This is a genomic window from Thioalkalivibrio versutus (assembly GCF_001999325.1).
GTDB lineage: Bacteria > Pseudomonadota > Gammaproteobacteria > Ectothiorhodospirales > Ectothiorhodospiraceae > Thioalkalivibrio > Thioalkalivibrio versutus.
Map to the genome: position 1 here is coordinate 38,510 of NZ_MVAR01000022.1, position 15,727 is coordinate 54,236.

At 67.8% G+C, this 15,727-nt stretch carries 14 protein-coding genes; 4 read left to right on the plus strand and 10 right to left on the minus strand.

The features are described 5' to 3' along the window. Positions 1-60 precede the first annotated feature (60 nt). The 3 genes from B0684_RS08390 (at position 61) to B0684_RS08400 (ending at position 3,814) form a co-directional block, all read left to right on the plus strand. The gene (locus B0684_RS08390; RefSeq protein WP_018649835.1) at positions 61-1,056 is read left to right on the plus strand and encodes a sodium:calcium antiporter; all 996 of its coding nucleotides are present in this window, start codon (positions 61-63) and stop codon (positions 1,054-1,056) included. An 87-nt stretch (positions 1,057-1,143) separates the two neighbouring features. Further along, positions 1,144-1,746, plus strand: a complete 603-nt coding sequence (locus tag B0684_RS08395; protein WP_143592454.1) for a biliverdin-producing heme oxygenase — start codon at positions 1,144-1,146, stop codon at positions 1,744-1,746. A gap of 40 nt (positions 1,747-1,786) precedes the next feature. Then, complete coding sequence (locus B0684_RS08400; RefSeq protein WP_018649837.1) at positions 1,787-3,814, plus strand: sensor domain-containing diguanylate cyclase; 2,028 nt, start codon at positions 1,787-1,789, stop codon at positions 3,812-3,814. Between the two features lie 61 nt (positions 3,815-3,875). Here the strand turns inward: B0684_RS08400 and B0684_RS08405 are convergent, their stop codons facing one another. Continuing rightward, positions 3,876-6,584, minus strand: a complete 2,709-nt coding sequence (locus B0684_RS08405; RefSeq protein WP_018649838.1) for a cation-transporting P-type ATPase — start codon at positions 6,582-6,584, stop codon at positions 3,876-3,878. A gap of 157 nt (positions 6,585-6,741) precedes the next feature. On the opposite strand from B0684_RS08405, the gene B0684_RS08410 reads away from it, so the two are divergent. After that, positions 6,742-7,647, plus strand: coding sequence for an alpha/beta hydrolase (locus B0684_RS08410; RefSeq protein WP_018649839.1), 906 nt, complete (start codon positions 6,742-6,744; stop codon positions 7,645-7,647). An 88-nt stretch (positions 7,648-7,735) separates the two neighbouring features. Here B0684_RS08410 and B0684_RS08415 read toward each other — a convergent pair whose 3' ends face one another. From B0684_RS08415 to B0684_RS08455, 9 genes are read right to left on the minus strand one after another with little or no spacing between them, the layout of a single operon-like run. Next, complete coding sequence (locus B0684_RS08415; protein WP_018649840.1) at positions 7,736-9,454, minus strand: complex I subunit 5 family protein; 1,719 nt, start codon at positions 9,452-9,454, stop codon at positions 7,736-7,738. Next, positions 9,451-10,971 carry a complex I subunit 5 family protein gene (locus B0684_RS08420; protein WP_018177031.1) on the minus strand — a complete coding sequence of 507 codons (1,521 nt, stop codon included), beginning with the start codon at positions 10,969-10,971 and terminating at the stop codon, positions 9,451-9,453. Before B0684_RS08420 ends, B0684_RS08415 begins: the two co-directional genes overlap by 4 nt. After that, positions 10,971-12,455, minus strand: a complete 1,485-nt coding sequence (locus B0684_RS08425) for a complex I subunit 5 family protein (protein ID WP_018649841.1) — start codon at positions 12,453-12,455, stop codon at positions 10,971-10,973. The genes B0684_RS08420 and B0684_RS08425 overlap by 1 nt, the downstream gene beginning before the upstream one ends. Further along, positions 12,452-12,874, minus strand: coding sequence for a cation:proton antiporter subunit C (locus B0684_RS08430; RefSeq protein ID WP_018649842.1), 423 nt, complete (start codon positions 12,872-12,874; stop codon positions 12,452-12,454). Before B0684_RS08430 ends, B0684_RS08425 begins: the two co-directional genes overlap by 4 nt. Continuing rightward, on the minus strand, positions 12,871-13,866 hold the full coding sequence (locus B0684_RS08435; RefSeq protein ID WP_018649843.1) for a hydrogenase subunit MbhD domain-containing protein: 996 nt from the start codon (positions 13,864-13,866) through the stop codon (positions 12,871-12,873). The genes B0684_RS08430 and B0684_RS08435 overlap by 4 nt, the downstream gene beginning before the upstream one ends. Beyond that, positions 13,863-14,159: a monovalent cation/H(+) antiporter subunit G gene (locus B0684_RS08440; RefSeq protein WP_018649844.1), complete on the minus strand. Its 297-nt coding sequence runs from the start codon at positions 14,157-14,159 to the stop codon at positions 13,863-13,865. Before B0684_RS08440 ends, B0684_RS08435 begins: the two co-directional genes overlap by 4 nt. Next, positions 14,149-14,475: an MrpF/PhaF family protein gene (locus B0684_RS08445; RefSeq protein ID WP_018177035.1), complete on the minus strand. Its 327-nt coding sequence runs from the start codon at positions 14,473-14,475 to the stop codon at positions 14,149-14,151. The genes B0684_RS08440 and B0684_RS08445 overlap by 11 nt, the downstream gene beginning before the upstream one ends. Further along, positions 14,472-15,035, minus strand: a complete 564-nt coding sequence (locus tag B0684_RS08450) for a Na+/H+ antiporter subunit E (protein ID WP_018649845.1) — start codon at positions 15,033-15,035, stop codon at positions 14,472-14,474. Before B0684_RS08450 ends, B0684_RS08445 begins: the two co-directional genes overlap by 4 nt. A gap of 43 nt (positions 15,036-15,078) precedes the next feature. Further along, entirely contained in the window at positions 15,079-15,648 is a 570-nt protein-coding gene (locus B0684_RS08455; protein WP_026313027.1) for an invasion associated locus B family protein, read from the minus strand. Positions 15,649-15,727 lie beyond the last annotated feature (79 nt).

The following is a 15,727-nucleotide window of genomic DNA, read 5'->3' on the forward strand; positions in this document are numbered from 1 at the left end:
CGACCGTGTTGGCGATAGAGGAGTTCGAGGCCCAGAATGCTTTCATCCTTGATCCCCAGCATGATCGCCTTTGGCATCGCGGCCGTGGTCATCATCATTGCGGGGAGTCGGCTGGCGCGGGTGGCCGATGAACTGGCCGACCGCACTGGCCTGGGCGAGGCACTGTTCGGAATTTTCCTGCTGGCGGGCGTGACCTCGGTGCCCGACTTTGCCGCGACCCTGACTGCTGCGCTGGATGCCCGGCCCGACCTGGCGATGAGCAACGCTATGGGCAGCATGGCAGCGAATCTCGCGTTTCTGGGCATCGCGGACGTGGTCTACCGCAAGGCGAACCTGGAACATGCGGTCGCCTCACCCACCACCCTGATGCAGGCTGCATTACTGATCGTGCTGCTGGCGCTGCCGTTGCTTGCTATTGCTTCCCCGCCTGTGTCGATGTGGGGCCTGCACCCGATTACCCCGGTGATCGTCGTCGCGTACCTGTTCGGGCTGTATCTGGTTCGCAGCACAAAAAACAAACCCATGTGGTTTCCCCGACGTACCCGCCAGACGGTTCCGGATAAGCCCGAACGCCACCGTCATGGTGGACTGGGCAGGGCCTGGATCAGCTTTATTGGTCTGGCGGCTGTGACCGGAATCGCCGGCTGGGTGCTGATGGAGGCCGCCAAGGTCATCAGTGACCAGACCGGGCTCTCCGAAACCATGGTCGGGGGCCTGCTGACGGCGCTTGCCACCTCCTCGCCCGAGCTGGTGACGACCATCGCGGCCATCCGCCGCGGGGCGCTGACTTTGGCGGTGAGCAACATCTTCGGCACCAACTGCTTCAACATTCTGGTGGTGGCGGCCGCCGACGGTGGCTATCCCGGTGGATCCATCTACCACGACATGGCGCCGGTGCAGATGACCTGGGGCCTGATCAGCATTCTGATGACCGCCATTCTGCTACTGGGCATGGTGCGACGCGAGACCTATGGGGTCGGCCGAATCGGATTCGAAAGCGCACTTGTCCTGGCTGTTTACGCCGTCGCACTGGGCATTGTTCTGGCGAGCGGCTGAATGATCCTGTTGGCATGGTGGAAGGAAAACCCCAGCACTGGGGCTGCCGGGCAGCACAGGTTCGGCCAAAACGGGTATCTTGAATCCATGAACAGGCATCAGCGGGGATACGTGCACCAGACCTTGCGTAGGGCCACGGCGGCGGCGCACAAGGCGCTGGACCATCACCGGTTGATGCGACGCCTGACCGGCAGTGATCTTACCCGCGAGCAGTACGCCGAATTACTTGCGGCCATGTGCCGACCGCATGCCCGATTGGAGCGGCAGGTTCATGCAAGCCGCCATCATGCGGAGTCGGGACTTGAGCTGTCACCACGTCTCGCGCGACTGGAAGCGGACCTGGTCGAGTTGGGCCAGCCCGTCCCCCCGGTCTCGCAGACGCCGCCGGACCTTTCGGATGGACGTGCGGCCTGGTGGGGCCGGGTTTACGTACTGGAGGGATCGCGTCAGGGCAGTGCGTTGATTGCCCGGTGCATCCATTCCAGCCTGGGCGATACGGTGCCTTGCCGTTTTTTCGGTGAGACCATCGTGCCCGACGATTTTGGTCGCTTGCTGGCGACGCTCGAGCGCGAGCTGGAAGTCGAGGACGCTCTCGCGCAGGCTGTAGCAGGCGCCCGAGAGGCGTTCGCCGACTACAAGGCCGAGCTGGATGCCTTCGACAGCAGGAAACGCGCTGTCGAAATGCGGTAAATTAACGGCCCGCTGTCACTCCGCGAAGGAGACGAAGGATATGGACGAGCCGGAACTGGACGCCGCGCTCGAGGCTTGCGACCGCGAGCCGGTGCATATCCCGGGAGCGATTCAGCCGCATGGTGCGCTGGTTGCCATGGACGAGCAGCTCCAGGAAGTGCGCCAGGTCAGCGCCAACCTCGAATCCATCCTCGGTGTGGCGCCGGCCGATGCCCTTGCCATGACACCCGAGCGGATGTTCACTCGCCGCTGGCTCGATCAGATCCGCATCCAGCTCGACTCACGGAACCGTTACGGTGCGCTGATCGTGTCGCTGCGTAGCCGTGGCCGGTCGCAGCGTTTTCGCCTGCTGTCGTATCGCAGTGGTGCGCGCGTGGTGGTCGAACTCGAACCGATTTCCGGCAATCCCGAACGCTGGCTGTTCGGCGCGATGGCCGACTGGCAGACCGAGCTGTCCGGCCATACGACCCGTGACGGGCTGCTGCGCGCGCTCACCGCCCTGGTGCGTGAGCTGGCCGGCTACGATCGGGTGATGATCTATCGGTTCGACGAGGACTGGAACGGCAGCGTCGTCGCCGAAAGCCTGGCCGACGGTGCCGACACCTACCTGGGTCACCACTTTCCGGCCAGCGACATTCCCGCCCAGGTGCGGCAGCTCTACAGCATCATGCGGGTGCGCGACATCCCGGATGCTTCGGCGGCAGCCGTGCCGCTCGTCCCGGCAAGCGACCCGGCCGACGCTTCTCCCCTCGATCTTTCGTGCGGCATCCTGCGGGCGGTCGCACCGATCCATGTCACCTACCTGGCCAACATGGGCGTGGTTGCCTCGATGTCGATCGCCCTGCACCTCGATGGACGGTTGTGGGGGTTGCTGGCCTGCCATGCAGCGGCACGCAATATCCTGTCGCCGGCGTTGCGTGATGCCCTGCGCGCCATGGTGCAGACCACCTGTGTTCAGCTCGAATTGGTCCAGGCCCGCGAGGAGGCCGCGCTGATTCAACGGGCCAACGACAGTCGTGACGTCCTGGTCGATCAGCGTGGGGAGTTTCCCGAACCGGAAGAACTGCTGGCAAGCCACGGCAAGGAATGGTTGCGGATCTTCCGGGCCAGTGGTGCGGTTCTGGCCGCCGGTGATCAGAGCGCCGGCGTGGGCACGGTGCCGGATGCGGAATCGATCGACGGGATCGTCGCCTGGTTGAACAGGCATCACTCCGGCGATCTGGCCTGGTCATCGCGAGAACTCGGCCGGACCGAACTGGGAAGGTTCTGCGAACCCGCCCGGGCCTCGGGCTTGCTGGCGGTACCGCTGCCGATCCGGAACCCGCGTGACGCCTGGCTGCTGTTCTTTCGATCCGAGAAGGCCGAAACGCGCATCTGGGCGGGCAACCCCGAAAAGACACTCGACCGACAAAGTGGGCGAATTTCGCCGCGCGAGAGCTTCGCCTCCTGGAAGGAAATCGTGCGCGGACAGAGTGTCCCGTGGCAATCGGCGGAGCTGCGTGCGGCGACCGACCTGGCCAGCGATCTGGCCGTGCTGATCGCGGCCGGCGAAATCAGTCAGCTTAACCAGCGGCTCGAGCGCCTGGCCACCCGTGACCATCTCACCGGCCTGTGGAACCGCTACCGCATGGAGGAGGCGATCGACCAGGAGGTCGCCGTGGCCGAACGCTACGGGCGACCTTGCGCGCTGGTCATGTTCGATATCGACCATTTCAAGCGCTTCAACGATACCTGGGGTCACGATGCCGGTGACGAAGTGCTGGTCACGGTGGCGCGGACCGTCTCGACCTTCATGCGCGATGCCGATCTTGCGGGTCGCTGGGGCGGTGAAGAATTCCTCGTACTGGCAGCCAATACCGGTCTCGAGGGTGCAACCCGCCTGGCAGAACGGTTGCGCGCGGCGATCGCGGGCCTGGAGATCCGTGACTACGGCAGTGTGACCGCCAGTTTCGGCGTGGCGGTATACCGGGAGGGTGATCAGAGACGCGGAATCGTCAAGCGTGCTGATCTGGGTCTGTATGCCGCCAAGGAGGGCGGGCGCAACCGGGTAGAAGTCAGCGCGGGTTGAAGCCGCAATCCCTCCAGATCGGATTTCCCCTGGTTATGGCGTTCCTGCGCAGCACCGGGATTTACTGGTGCGGGTTGAAGCCGCGGCGGCGCAGGAAGGCCTTTTCCAGCTCGACGAGGGTGAACAGGACGATCCCAAACACGAGGATGCGGCCCCATTCCTCCAGGCCGATGGCGGTGGTGCCGAACAGGAACTGCAGCGGTGGGGCGTAGGTAAACAGGCCCTGTAGCAGGATCAGGGCGCCGACGGCGATCAGCACGGGGCGGCTGCCGAACAGGCCCTCGCGATTGCAGGACGGTTCCAGGATGTAGCGGCTGTTGAACAGGAAGAACAACTGGCCCATGACCAGGGTGTTGATCGCCACGGTGCGGGCGAATTCGTCGGCCACGCCCTGTTGTTCCAGCCACAGGAAGTGGCCGAAGGTGCCGGCGACCAGCAGTGCCGAGACGAACCCCACGCGCCAGATCAGGAAGCCGGACAGCAGGGGGGTGCGCGGCGGGCGTGGAGAGCGCTGCATCACGCCGGGTTCGGTCGGTTCGAAGGCCAGCGCCAGCGCCAGGGTCACGGCGGTGACCATGTTCACCCACAGCACCTGCACCGGGGTCAGCGGCAGCGTCAGGCCGAGCAGGATGGCGGCGACGATGGTGAAGGCCTGGCCGCCGTTGGTGGGCAGCAGAAACAGGATGGCCTTCTTCAGGTTGTCGTAGACCGTGCGGCCTTCTTCCACCGCGTTGGCGATGGAGGCGAAGTTGTCGTCGGCCAGCACCATCTCGGAGGCCTCGCGCGCGGCCTCGGTGCCCTTGATGCCCATGGCGATCCCGACATCCGCGCGTTTGAGCGCCGGGGCGTCGTTGACGCCGTCGCCAGTCATCGCCACCACCTCGTGATGGCTCTGGATGGCGCGCACCAGGCGCAGCTTGTGCTCGGGCGTGGCGCGGGCGAACACGTCCACGTGGCGGACCTGCTCCTCCAGCTCTTCGTCGGTGGCGTTCTCCAGCTCGTGGCCCACCACCACGCCGCCCTCGGTGCGGATGCCCAGTTCGTCGGCGATGGCGCGCGCAGTGACGCCGTGATCGCCGGTGATCATCTTTACGCGGATGCCGGCTTCCTGGCAGTGGGCCACTGCCTTGATGGCCTCTTCGCGGGGCGGGTCGATGATGCCGCAGACGGCGACCAGGGTGAGACCGCCATCCTCGATGTCGGCAAACTCCAGTTCCCGGCGATGATCCTCCATGCTCCGCGTGGCCAGGGCGAGCAGGCGCTGGCCGCGCGCGGCGACGCCGTCCATCCACTGCTGCCAGTGTTCGGCGTCCAGGGGCTCTTCGCCGTCGGCGGTGCGCTGGGTGCTGCAGACGGCCAGCACGCGTTCCGGCGCGCCCTTCAGGAAGACGAATGCCCCGCCTTCGTGATCGTGATGCAGGGTCGCCATGAACTTGTAGGACGACTCGAAGGGGATCACGTCGTCGCGTACATAGCGCTCGTTGACCTCCTTCGGGTCCAGCCCGCCCTTCATCGCCGCAGTGATCAGCGCCCCCTCGGTGGGGTCCCCCTCCATGGTCCAGGCGTCGTCCTTCGGGTAGACCTCGGCATCGTTGCACAGCAGGATGCCGCGCAGGATCTCCGCGAGCAGCGGGTCGGATTCTGGGTCGGCCTCCTGGCCGTCGCGGGTAATCCCGCCGTGCGGCTCGTAGCCGACCCCGGTCAGCTCGTACTCCGCCGCGGTGGTGACGATGCTCTTCACCGTCATCTCGTTGCGGGTCAGGGTGCCGGTCTTGTCCGAGCAGATGGTGGTGACCGAGCCGAGGGTCTCCACCGCCGGCAGGCGGCGGATGATCGCGTGGCGCGCGGCCATGCGCTGTACCCCGATCGCCAGGGTGATGGTCATGATCGCCGGCAGGCCCTCGGGGATGGCCGCGACCGCGAGGCTGACCGCCGCGAGGAAGGTCTCCACCAGGTCGTAGTCGCGCACCCAGAAGCCAAAGGCGAAGGTGGCCGCGGCCAGTATGCCGATCGCCACCGACAGCCAGCGGCCGAACTGCGCGATCTGGCGCAGCAGCGGCGTCGTCAGGGTCTCCACCTCGCCGATCATGGTGGAGATGCGCCCGATCTCCGTATCGGCCCCGGTGCCGATCACCACGCCGCGCCCCTGGCCGAAGGCGACGAGTGTGCCGGAATACGCCATCGAGACGCGGTCGCCGAGGTCGGCCTCTGGCTCCACCGGGGCGGTCTGCTTCTCGCTGGCGACCGATTCGCCGGTCAGCGCGGCCTCGTCGATGCGCATGTTGTGCGCCCCGGTCAGGCGCAGGTCCGCCGGGACGCGGTCTCCCGCCTGCAGGTAGACGATGTCGCCGGGGACCAGCTCTTCCGCAGGGATACTCCGGCGCTGGCCGTCGCGCAGCACCTGCGCCTTCGGCGAGAGCATCTGGCGGATTGCATCCAGCGCCTTTTCCGCCTTGCCCTCCTGGATGTGGCCGATGATCGCGTTGATCAGTACCACCCCTAGGATCACGCCGGTATCCAACCAGTGCCCGAGGAAAGCGGTGCCGATGGCCGCGGCGATCAGTACGTAGATCAGCACGTTGTGAAACTGCAGCAGGAAACGCCGGATGGGTCCGGTGCGTGCGGTTTCCGGCAGGCGATTGGGGCCGACGTCCTGCAGCCTTTGTTCGGCATCCGGAGACTTGAGCCCGTGCTCGTCCACCTCCAGGCGCTTGAGGACCTCGTCGGTCTTCAGGGCGTGCCAGTCGAGGGATGGGTCACGATTGCTCATGCGTCTACCGTCAAGGTGGCGGCGGCGGGGCCGTTCCAGATTTGCCTATCATGCGCTGCGCAGGTCGCGCTGTCAGGACTACGCCCGCCCGTTCGGGCGGAATTTTCCCACCGCTACTGAGTCTATTGGATCACGCTAACCACCCAGGAGGTTCCCCATGTCCCGTTGGATCGCCACGGCCGCCCTTGCGGCCGCAGCATTGTTGGTGGCCCCGGCCGCGCTGGCTGCGGAGAAGGTCACGCTGGAACGCGATGATCTGACCCTGGTCGGGCATATGAAGGAAGGCATGGGGGCGAGCCCCTCCGACGGTGTGGTGCTGATGCTGCACGGCACCCTGGCGCACGGGCGCATGGAGGTGATGGCGGGGGTGCAGGACCTGCTGGCCGAGCACGGACTGAACTCCCTGTCGATCAACCTGAGCTACGGGATCGATGCACGTGAAGGGATGTTCGAGTGTGACGCCCCGGTGCGTCACGGGGTCGACGATCACCTGCAGGAGGTCAGCCTGTGGCACGAATGGCTGCAGGACGAAGGCTACGGTCCAGTCACCCTGTTCGGGCACTCCCGTGGCGCCAATCAGGTCGCCCGCTACCTGATCGAGCACGACCCGGACGGCATCCGCGCCCTGGTGCTGGTGGCGGCTTCCACCTTTGACGAGGATGAGGCTGCGGCGGATTTCGAGGAGCAAAGCGGCCTGCCGCTGCAGGTGATGCTGGATCGTGCCCGCGAACTGCAGCGCATGAACCAGGAAGAGACCCTGATGGAGGACGTGCGCTTCCTCTATTGCGAGGAGCTGGACGTGACCCCGCGCGCCTTTCTTGGCTACTACGAACCGACCCGCCAGAACGATACCCCTTCGGTGATCCGCGGGATGCAGATTCCGACGCTGGTGATCGTCGGCTCCGAGGATGACGTGGTGCCGGACCTGCCGCAGAAGGTCGAGGCGGTGAAGGACAGCGGCGACATCACCCTGATGACCGTGGACGGTGCCGATCACTTCTTCCGCGACTTCTTCGCGGATGACGTGGCCGATTTCACCGCGGACTTCATCGATCAGAACTGATCGGTAAGCCCTCAAGAACAAGTCGGCGCTAGTGCAAGGCCGGCCCGGGAATTCCCCGGGCCGGCCTTTTTCGTGCCCGTGTTAGGGGCTATCCGACCAGCAACGTCAGGTAGAGCCCGAGCATCGCGGCGGAGAACAGCAGCCCGATGGTCTCCCATCGCGTCAGGACGCGTTCGGCGTCTTCCAGACGCTGGCGCAGTTTCAGGCGCAGTAGCCGCAGGCGTGCCGGCATCCGGTGCGGCCGGGGTGGTCGCAGGGCCAGGCTTCGGTGGGTACGGCGGGCGGCACTCCAGGCGGCCTCGGCCAGCACGGCCAGATCGCCCTCCGGCACGCGTGGGGTCTCGCGGTCACGGATCAGCCGGTAGGCGATGCCGGCGAGGACGAGCCCCAGGGCGATCGGCCACAGCAGGGCCAGGCCATACAGATCCCGTGGCTCGACGGGCAGGCCGCCGGGCCCGACGACCAGGACCCCGAACGGGAGCAACAACCCCGTCAGTGCAAGACTGCCCCAGGCCCACCACCGGTGCCGGTCAAGTCCGTTGGCGGGTGCCCGCAGCCCGGCCTGCCAGCACCACAGGAAACGCAGCAGCAGTACGGTGGTGCCCGCTGCGGCGAGGGTCAGCAGCAACTCCGTATGCGCCAGCCAGCCGGGCAGCGCGTCGGGGGCCAGCGGGCCCTTTAGCGTGTTCTTGGCCAGCGCGCCGCTGGTGAACGGCAACCCGGCCAGCGCCAGGGCCGGCAACAGGGTGAACAGGACAAACGCGGCCCGGGCCAGGCGCGTACCCGGCCATTGGTTCTGCATCCCCGCCGTCAGGAACAGCGCGCCCTTCGCCAGGCCGTGGTGAACGGCGTACAGCGTGACGGCGGCCAGCAGCCAGCCGCGCGCCTCCGGCAGCAACAGGGCCAGGCCTATGCCGACCGTCATCAGTCCCATCTGCGAGATGCTGGAGTAGGCGAGGATGGTCTTCGGTCGTACCTGCAGGACGCCCACCAGGACCCCGAGGAAGGCCGCTGCCAGGCCCAGCAGGACCAGGGTCTCGCCCAGCACTGCATGCCCGGTGGCGTCGAGCGGCAGCAACCGCATCCAGCCCAGCAGCCCGGCCTTGATCATCGCCCCGGACAGCACGGCGCTGGCCGGCACGGGGGCCGCCGGGTGGGCCAGGGGCAGCCAGGAGTGCAGCGGCAGCATGCCGGCCTTGATCCCCAGGCCTACGACCAGCAGTGCGAGCGCCCAGCCCTCGGGGCGGGCCGCTGCCACCGCCGCCAGGCTGGATTGCCCTGCGGCGTGGACGGCCAGGAGCAGGCCCGCGAGCAGCAGGACCTCGCCCAGTACCGCGAGGATCAGGTACACCCGCCCGGCGCGCCACGCCTCCGGCTTTCCGGAGTGGACCACCAGCCCGTAGGCGGAGAGGCTCATCAGGGAGAAAAACAGGTAGAACGATGCCGCGTCCTGCGCGAGGACCAGGCCCAGATTCCCGGCCAGGGCCAGCAGCCAGAACACGTAAAAGCGCTCGCGCCGGACGTCGTCACGCCGCTCGCCGAGGGCGAATAGTCCGGCTGCCAGCCAAAGGCCTGCAGTCAGGGCCAGAAACGCCCGCCCGGTTGGGTCGACGGCCAGGTGGGTCCCCATCAGCAGGCTATCGAAGGTCGCCTCCAGCCCGGTCGGGGCCAGGGCGGCGAGCAGCAGCCCGGGGAGCGCGGCCCAGGGGACCAGGCGGTTCAGCCGCGCCTGCCCCGGGCGCAGGCCGATGAATACCGCCAGCAGCAACGGCAGCAGTGGGACGGCGAGCAGGAGGATGCTGCTCACAGCCCGAACTCCGGCAGCGAATAGTCGCGCCGCACGATCAGGCTGACCCAGCCCAGCGGGCTCAGCCCCAGCCCGGCGAAGAGTCCCACCAGCAGGCCCAGCGCAGCGGTGAAGACTACCGGAAACAGCAGCATCCAGTGGGTCTCGAAGCGGGTCGGCCCGGCATGCGCCTGCAGCGGTTCGTGCCACGGCTCGCGGCGCTCACCGAGCCAGCCACGGATCACCGGCGGCAGGAAATAGGCGGCGTTCAGCAGGCTGCTGAGGACCAGCACGCCCAGCACCCAGGGCATGCCGGCCTCCAGCGCCCCCAGCCCGAGATGCCACTTGGTCACGAATCCCGCCAGCGGTGGCAGGCCGATCATACCCAGCGCCCCGAGGGTGAAGGCGAGCATGGTCAGCGGCATGCGCCGGCCGACCCCGTCGAGCTCGCTGATGCGGTGGATGCCGAGGGTCTCGGCGAAGTTGCCGGCGCAGAAGAACAGGGTGATCTTGGTGATGCCCTGATGCACCAGATGCACCAGCCCGCCGATGATGCCCAGCGGCCCGGCCAGCGCCACGCCGAGGATGATGTAGGAGACCTGGCTGATGGTGGAGAAGGCCAGGCGCTGTTTCAGGTCGTCCGTGCGCAGGGCCTGGATGGAACCGTAGACAATGGTGATCGCGGCCACCACCAAAAGCCCGGCGGTCAGGCCCAGTTCGATGGCCAGCTCGGTTCCATAGACGTCGTTGACGACGCGGATGATGCCGAAGGCGCCGGCCTTGACCACGGCCACGGCGTGCAGCAGCGCGCTCACCGGCGCCGGCGCGACCATCGCAATGGGCAGCCACGAATGCAGCGGCACCAGCGCCGCCTTCACCCCGAAGCCGATCATCAGCAGCACGAACAGGATCTGGAGGGTGGTCGCGTGCGTCTCCGCGAGACCGTCCAGGTACCCGCCCGGGGTGAAGCCCTCGGCTCCGGCCAGGAGCGTGAGCCAGACAATCGCCGTGAACAGCACCAGCCCGCTGGTCAGCGTGTAGGCGAGATAGAGCCGTCCGGCCCGCAGCGCCGCCGGCGTACCGCGATGGACCACCAGCGGCCAGGTCGCCAGCGTCAGGATCTCGTAGAAGATCAGGAAGGTGATCAGGTTGCCGGACAGAGCAATGCCCACCGTGGCACTGACGCACAACGAGAAGAACCCGAAGAAGCGGCTGCGCCGGGGCGAACCCTCCAGGTAGCCGATCGCGTAGACGGTGGTCACGAACCACAGCACGGCCGAAAGACTGGCGAATAGCAGCGACAACGCATCGGCGGCCAGGACCAGGTCGATGCCCGGCATCAGCGGCAGGCTGAAGCGGTATTCGTCGCCGCGCAGCACCCCGGCCAGCAGGACTCCGACCAGTGCCAGCTTGGTGCCGGCGCCACCCAGGTTCAGCGCGGTACGCAGGCCTTGGCGATGCTCGGGCAGGAAAAAGATCGCGATCCCCGGCCCGAGGGAGCTGAACAGGATCGCGAGCAGCAGCCAGCCGCCGTCCATCAGGGGGCCCCCGGCGTCAGCGCGAGCGTGTTGAGGGTCAGCGTCCCGGCCAGCCCGGCGAGCGCCGCGACAGTCGCCAGGCCCAGTGGCACCCAGTCCATCCACGGCGAGACCGCCTCGCCGGCATCTTCGTGTCCGCGGTGAAAGGCCGGGGCCACCATCCGCAATATGTAGGCCGCCGCGAGCAGGCCGCCGCCGGCGATCGCCAGCACCCACAGCACGCCGATCACGCTGCCGGCCAGTACTGTGCCCAGACCGGCCTCCAGCAGCAGGTACTTGGCGATGAAGCCGCCAGTGAACGGCAGCCCCATCAGGCTGACGCCGGCCAGCCCCAGGGCGAAGACCGTGCGCGGCCGCGCCCGCAGTACATCGCCGAGATCGGCCAGCCGATCATGCCCGGCGGCGTGCTGCAGCGTGCCGGCCGCCAGGAAGACCGAGGCCTTGGCCAGCGCGTGGACGACCGCGAAGAACACCACCACCCGCCAGGCACCCGGATCCACCAGCATCAGCGGGAAGGCCACCAGCAGATAACCGAACTGGGCCACGGTGGAATAGGCCACAATCGATTTGAGGCGGCCGGCGCGCAGGGCCTGCAGCGAGCCCCAGACCAGCGCCGCCACGCCGAGCATCCCGACGAGGATGCCGAAGGCCGGGGTGGCCAGCGGGGCGAACACGCCCATCCACAGACGCAGGATCAGATAGAACGACCCGGTGACCACCAGCCCTGAGAGCACCGCGCTGACCGGCGCCGGGGCCGAACCGTGGGCCGGCGCCAGCCAGACATGCAGCGGGAACAGCGCAGCCTTGAGCATGAGCCCGGCGGTCATCAGTACGGCAGCCATGCGTTCTGTGGGGCCCGCCTCGGTGCGCGTCTCCAGCAGCAGCAGGTCGAGGACCCCGTGCTCTCCGAACAGCAGCACCACCCCCATCAGGAAGCTCAGCGAGCCGAGGATGTTGACCAGCAGATAGCGCACCGCGCCGGAGACCGCGGCGGCCGTTCCGGTGAAGGCGACCAATGCCACTGCCGACAGCGAGACCACCTCCAGCGTGATGTACAGGTTGAAGGCATCGCCGGAGAGAAACAGCATGTTCAGGCCGGCCCACAGCCAGAGCCACAAGGGCCAGAATTGGCGCCGCTCGATGCGATCATGCACATAGCCCAGGCTATAGAGGCTGGTCGCAAGCCCCACGACGGCCGTCAGCACCAGCAGGGTCATGGACAGCCCGTCCAGATGCAGCATCAGGCCCAGTGGCGCCTCCCAGCCCCCCAGTGCCACCCGCGTCGCGGCGGCCTCCGGATCCGGTCCGGCGTTCAGGAACAGCGCGCTCAGACCGAGCACCCAGGCCGTGATCGCGAGCGCCCCCAGCAGGCCGACGCGATGGGCCTGGCGCGGCCAGGCCGTCGCCAATACGGCCACTACCAGCGACAGCGCGACCAGCCCGGCGATCGCCGCCGGGAGCCACTCGGCATTTGCCGGGGTCACGAGGGCCGATCCTCGTCCGAGGCGGCGGGGCCGCCGTCGGCGTGATGTTCTCCGCGCGAGATGTCTTCCACCGGGGCGTCGTCGTCCGGTGGCCCGGGGAGCATCACTGCATGGCCCGTCAGCCGCGTCAGGTGCACCACCAAAGCCAGGGCGAAGGCGGTCGCGCTGACCGCGACCACGATGCCGGTCAGGGTCAGGGCCTGCGCCACCGGGTCCGGCGGGCCCTCGCCGCGGGCGGCCACACCCAGCAGCACCATGAACACGCCCGAGCCCATGATGTTCAGGGCCAGGATGCGCAGGACCAGATGGTGCCGGCGGATCAGCCCGTACAGCCCCAGGGCAAACAGGATGGCGCCAGCGGTGGGGTACAACAGGCCCGGTGCCAGCGTGTGGGCCAGCGTTTCGGCCAGGCCGTTCATGCGTCGTCCCCGGCCGGGCGCCCGGCCACGAACAGGGCCACCAGGGCCAGTGCGATGGACAGCGTCGCCGCGACCTCGATCAGGAGGATCAGCGGGTAGGCCCAGGCGTCCGCATAGCCGAGAAAGCCGTGTCCGGCCACGAGGCCGTACAGCCCCACCAGCAGGAACAGGGCGACGCCGGCGGTCAGGCCCAGGCGCAGCGGCACCCCCGGCGCCATCGGCAGCTGGCGGGGCCGCGCCAGTACCAGCAGGATCCCGGCTGCGCCGAGGATGGCCCCGGCCTGGAAGGCCCCGCCGGGGGCGTGGCTCCCGGCCCACAGCACGTACACCCCGGTGACGATCGCGACCGGGACCAGCAGGCGCAGGGTGCCGGGCAGGATCGGGCCCGGGGCCGGACGCGCCGGGATCAGGTCATGTCGCCCAAGGGACCAGGCGCCCAGCAGCGCGATCAGCACGATGGCCAGCTCGAGGAAGGTGTCGTAGGCGCGGAAGTTCAGCAGCACCGCGGTGATCGGGTGATCGACGCCGGAGATGTCCATGTGGGCATCCACTACCGGTTCCAGCCCGGTGGAATGCGGCTGGTGCCACAGCGCCGTGACCAGCAGTCCACCGACCACCAGGGCAAAGCTCAGCGCGGGGATAAAGGTCCGGCGTTCGGGCGGTGGGTCGTGCAGCGCCCGCAGCAGGGCATGCGGCCCGGTGGGGTCGGGCGGGGGCGTATGCGGGCGGCCACTGCGCCGCTCGGCCATGATGCTGCGCAGGCGTTCCAGCGTGACCAGAAGCAGGGCCCCGGTGATGCCCGCGCCGATCGCGGCCTCGGCCAGCGCGATGTCCGGGGCCTCCAGCCGCACCCAGGCCAGCGCCAGCAGCAATCCGAAGGTAATGAACAGCACCACGGCCCGGAACAGGTCGGTACTCGCCAGGCAGCGCCAGGCTACCCCGACGATGCCGGCCAGCAGGACCAGATCGAAGAGGACCAGCAGCCCGTTCATCGATCCGACTCGAACTCCCCGTGGGTCCAGGTTCGTTGCGCCACCATGTGCGCGGCGGTGGTCCCCGCGGCCAGGACCAGAAGCCAGATCAGCAGCAGCTTGAGGATGTCCGCCGGACCGCTGGCCTGGAACATCAGTCCGAGTACCACCAGCCCGAGCCCGACGTTGTCGGCCTTGGTCAGCGCATGCAGGCGCGAGTAGACGTCGGGGAAGCGCAGCAGCCCGGCGGTGCCGGCGGCGAAGAACACAAGCCCGGCCAGGAGCAGGAGTACGGTCAGGGTATTAGCGATCATCGTTCGACTCCCTTGATTCCGTGGACTCGGGATGCTGGCGGTGGGTCGGGGTATCCGGCGGTTCCGGCAGGCCGTGCTGGCGGACGAAGGCCACGGCGGCGACCACCGCCAGCAGTGCGAAGACCAGGGCTACGTCCACCAGGGCGGATTCCTCCAGTGCCAGCGACAGCAGCAGCAGGATCGTCACCCCGGTGGTGCCGAATAGTTGCGCGGCCAGCATCCGGTCCCCGGAACCCGGCCCGCGCAGTACCCGAACGAGACCCAGCAGGATGGTGCCCAGCAGGAACAGCGCCGCGGCCAGGTAGAAGACGCTCACGAGGTTTGCCCGTTGCGTTTGTCGCGGTGGTCACGCGGGTCGCGGAAGGCGGCCCGGATGCGTCGTTCCAGAGCGATCAGCGCCGCCCGGGTGTCGGCGTCGCGATCCAGCACATGCAGGGTCAACAACCGGCCCTCCAGCCGAATGCTGAGCGTGCCGGGCAACAGGCTAATGACCGCCATGAACAGGGTCAGCGGCGGCCCATGGGCCAGTTCGGTTCGGTAGGTGACGAACGCCGGATGGATTGGCAGGCGCGGATCCAGGGCGCGGCGCGCGACATCCAGGCCGCCCAGAAACGAGTTGCGAAGAAAAAAGCCCAGCAGGCCGGGCAGGGCGCGCAGGCGTAACGGGAGCGGCCGGCCGGTCGGCAGCAGCAGGCTGGCGCTACCGGCCAGAACGATCGCCAGCAGGGCCAGCGGTTCCAGCAGGGCCTCGTGGCCCGCGAGTACCCACCACAGCAGCGCGGCCGCGGCCGCAGTCCCGATCGCCCGCCTGCCACGTGACCGCGCGCGTCCCGGGAAGCCGGGGTTCGGTTGCGAGGAGCGAGACGCGGGCGTCATCGAGTCGCTGACTGGCGGAGGTGCCGAGGTGATCCTGGCGCTCTTATCTCAGCTCGTTGCTGGCGTCGGTGAACCCCATCAAGGACACGTCAAAGACGAACGGTTGCTCCTGGTGCAGGGCGCGGAAGGCCACGGTCAGGGCCTGCCCGCCTCGCAGCGAGCTCATCTGCTGGCTGTTCAGTTCGCGTCCGGCGACACAGCCCTGCTGCACGCAGGTCACGTAGCCGGCGTCCATTTCCTCGCCCGCGTCATCGACCTGCATGCGGATACCGGGTCGCAGATCCACGCCCAGCGGCACCAGCACCTCGATCACATGCTGGTCACCGTCACGGCGGATGGTGGCCTGCAGAAACAGTCCCTGCGCCTGTTCGTCCTGAATCTGCAGGGTCTGCTGCATCTGGCAGCGCTCGCCGTTCGGGGTGTCGATGCAGGCGACCTCCCAGTCCTGGTAGACGGTGGTTTCCGGCTCCTGCTGCACGGGCTGCTGCGGTTGGCCGGGTTGTCCCATGTCCTGCGCTGCCCCCGGGGCGGCGAGGGCCGTGAGCAACAGCGCAACAATGGCAACGAATGGGCTGCGGCGGACGTGTCGAAAAGACTGGATGGCCATAGGCATGATCAGGGTGGTCTCCGATGTTGAAACGTGGTCCTACTCTAGCGCGCCAGGCAAGGGACTGCTTTGAACCGGTCTCGGT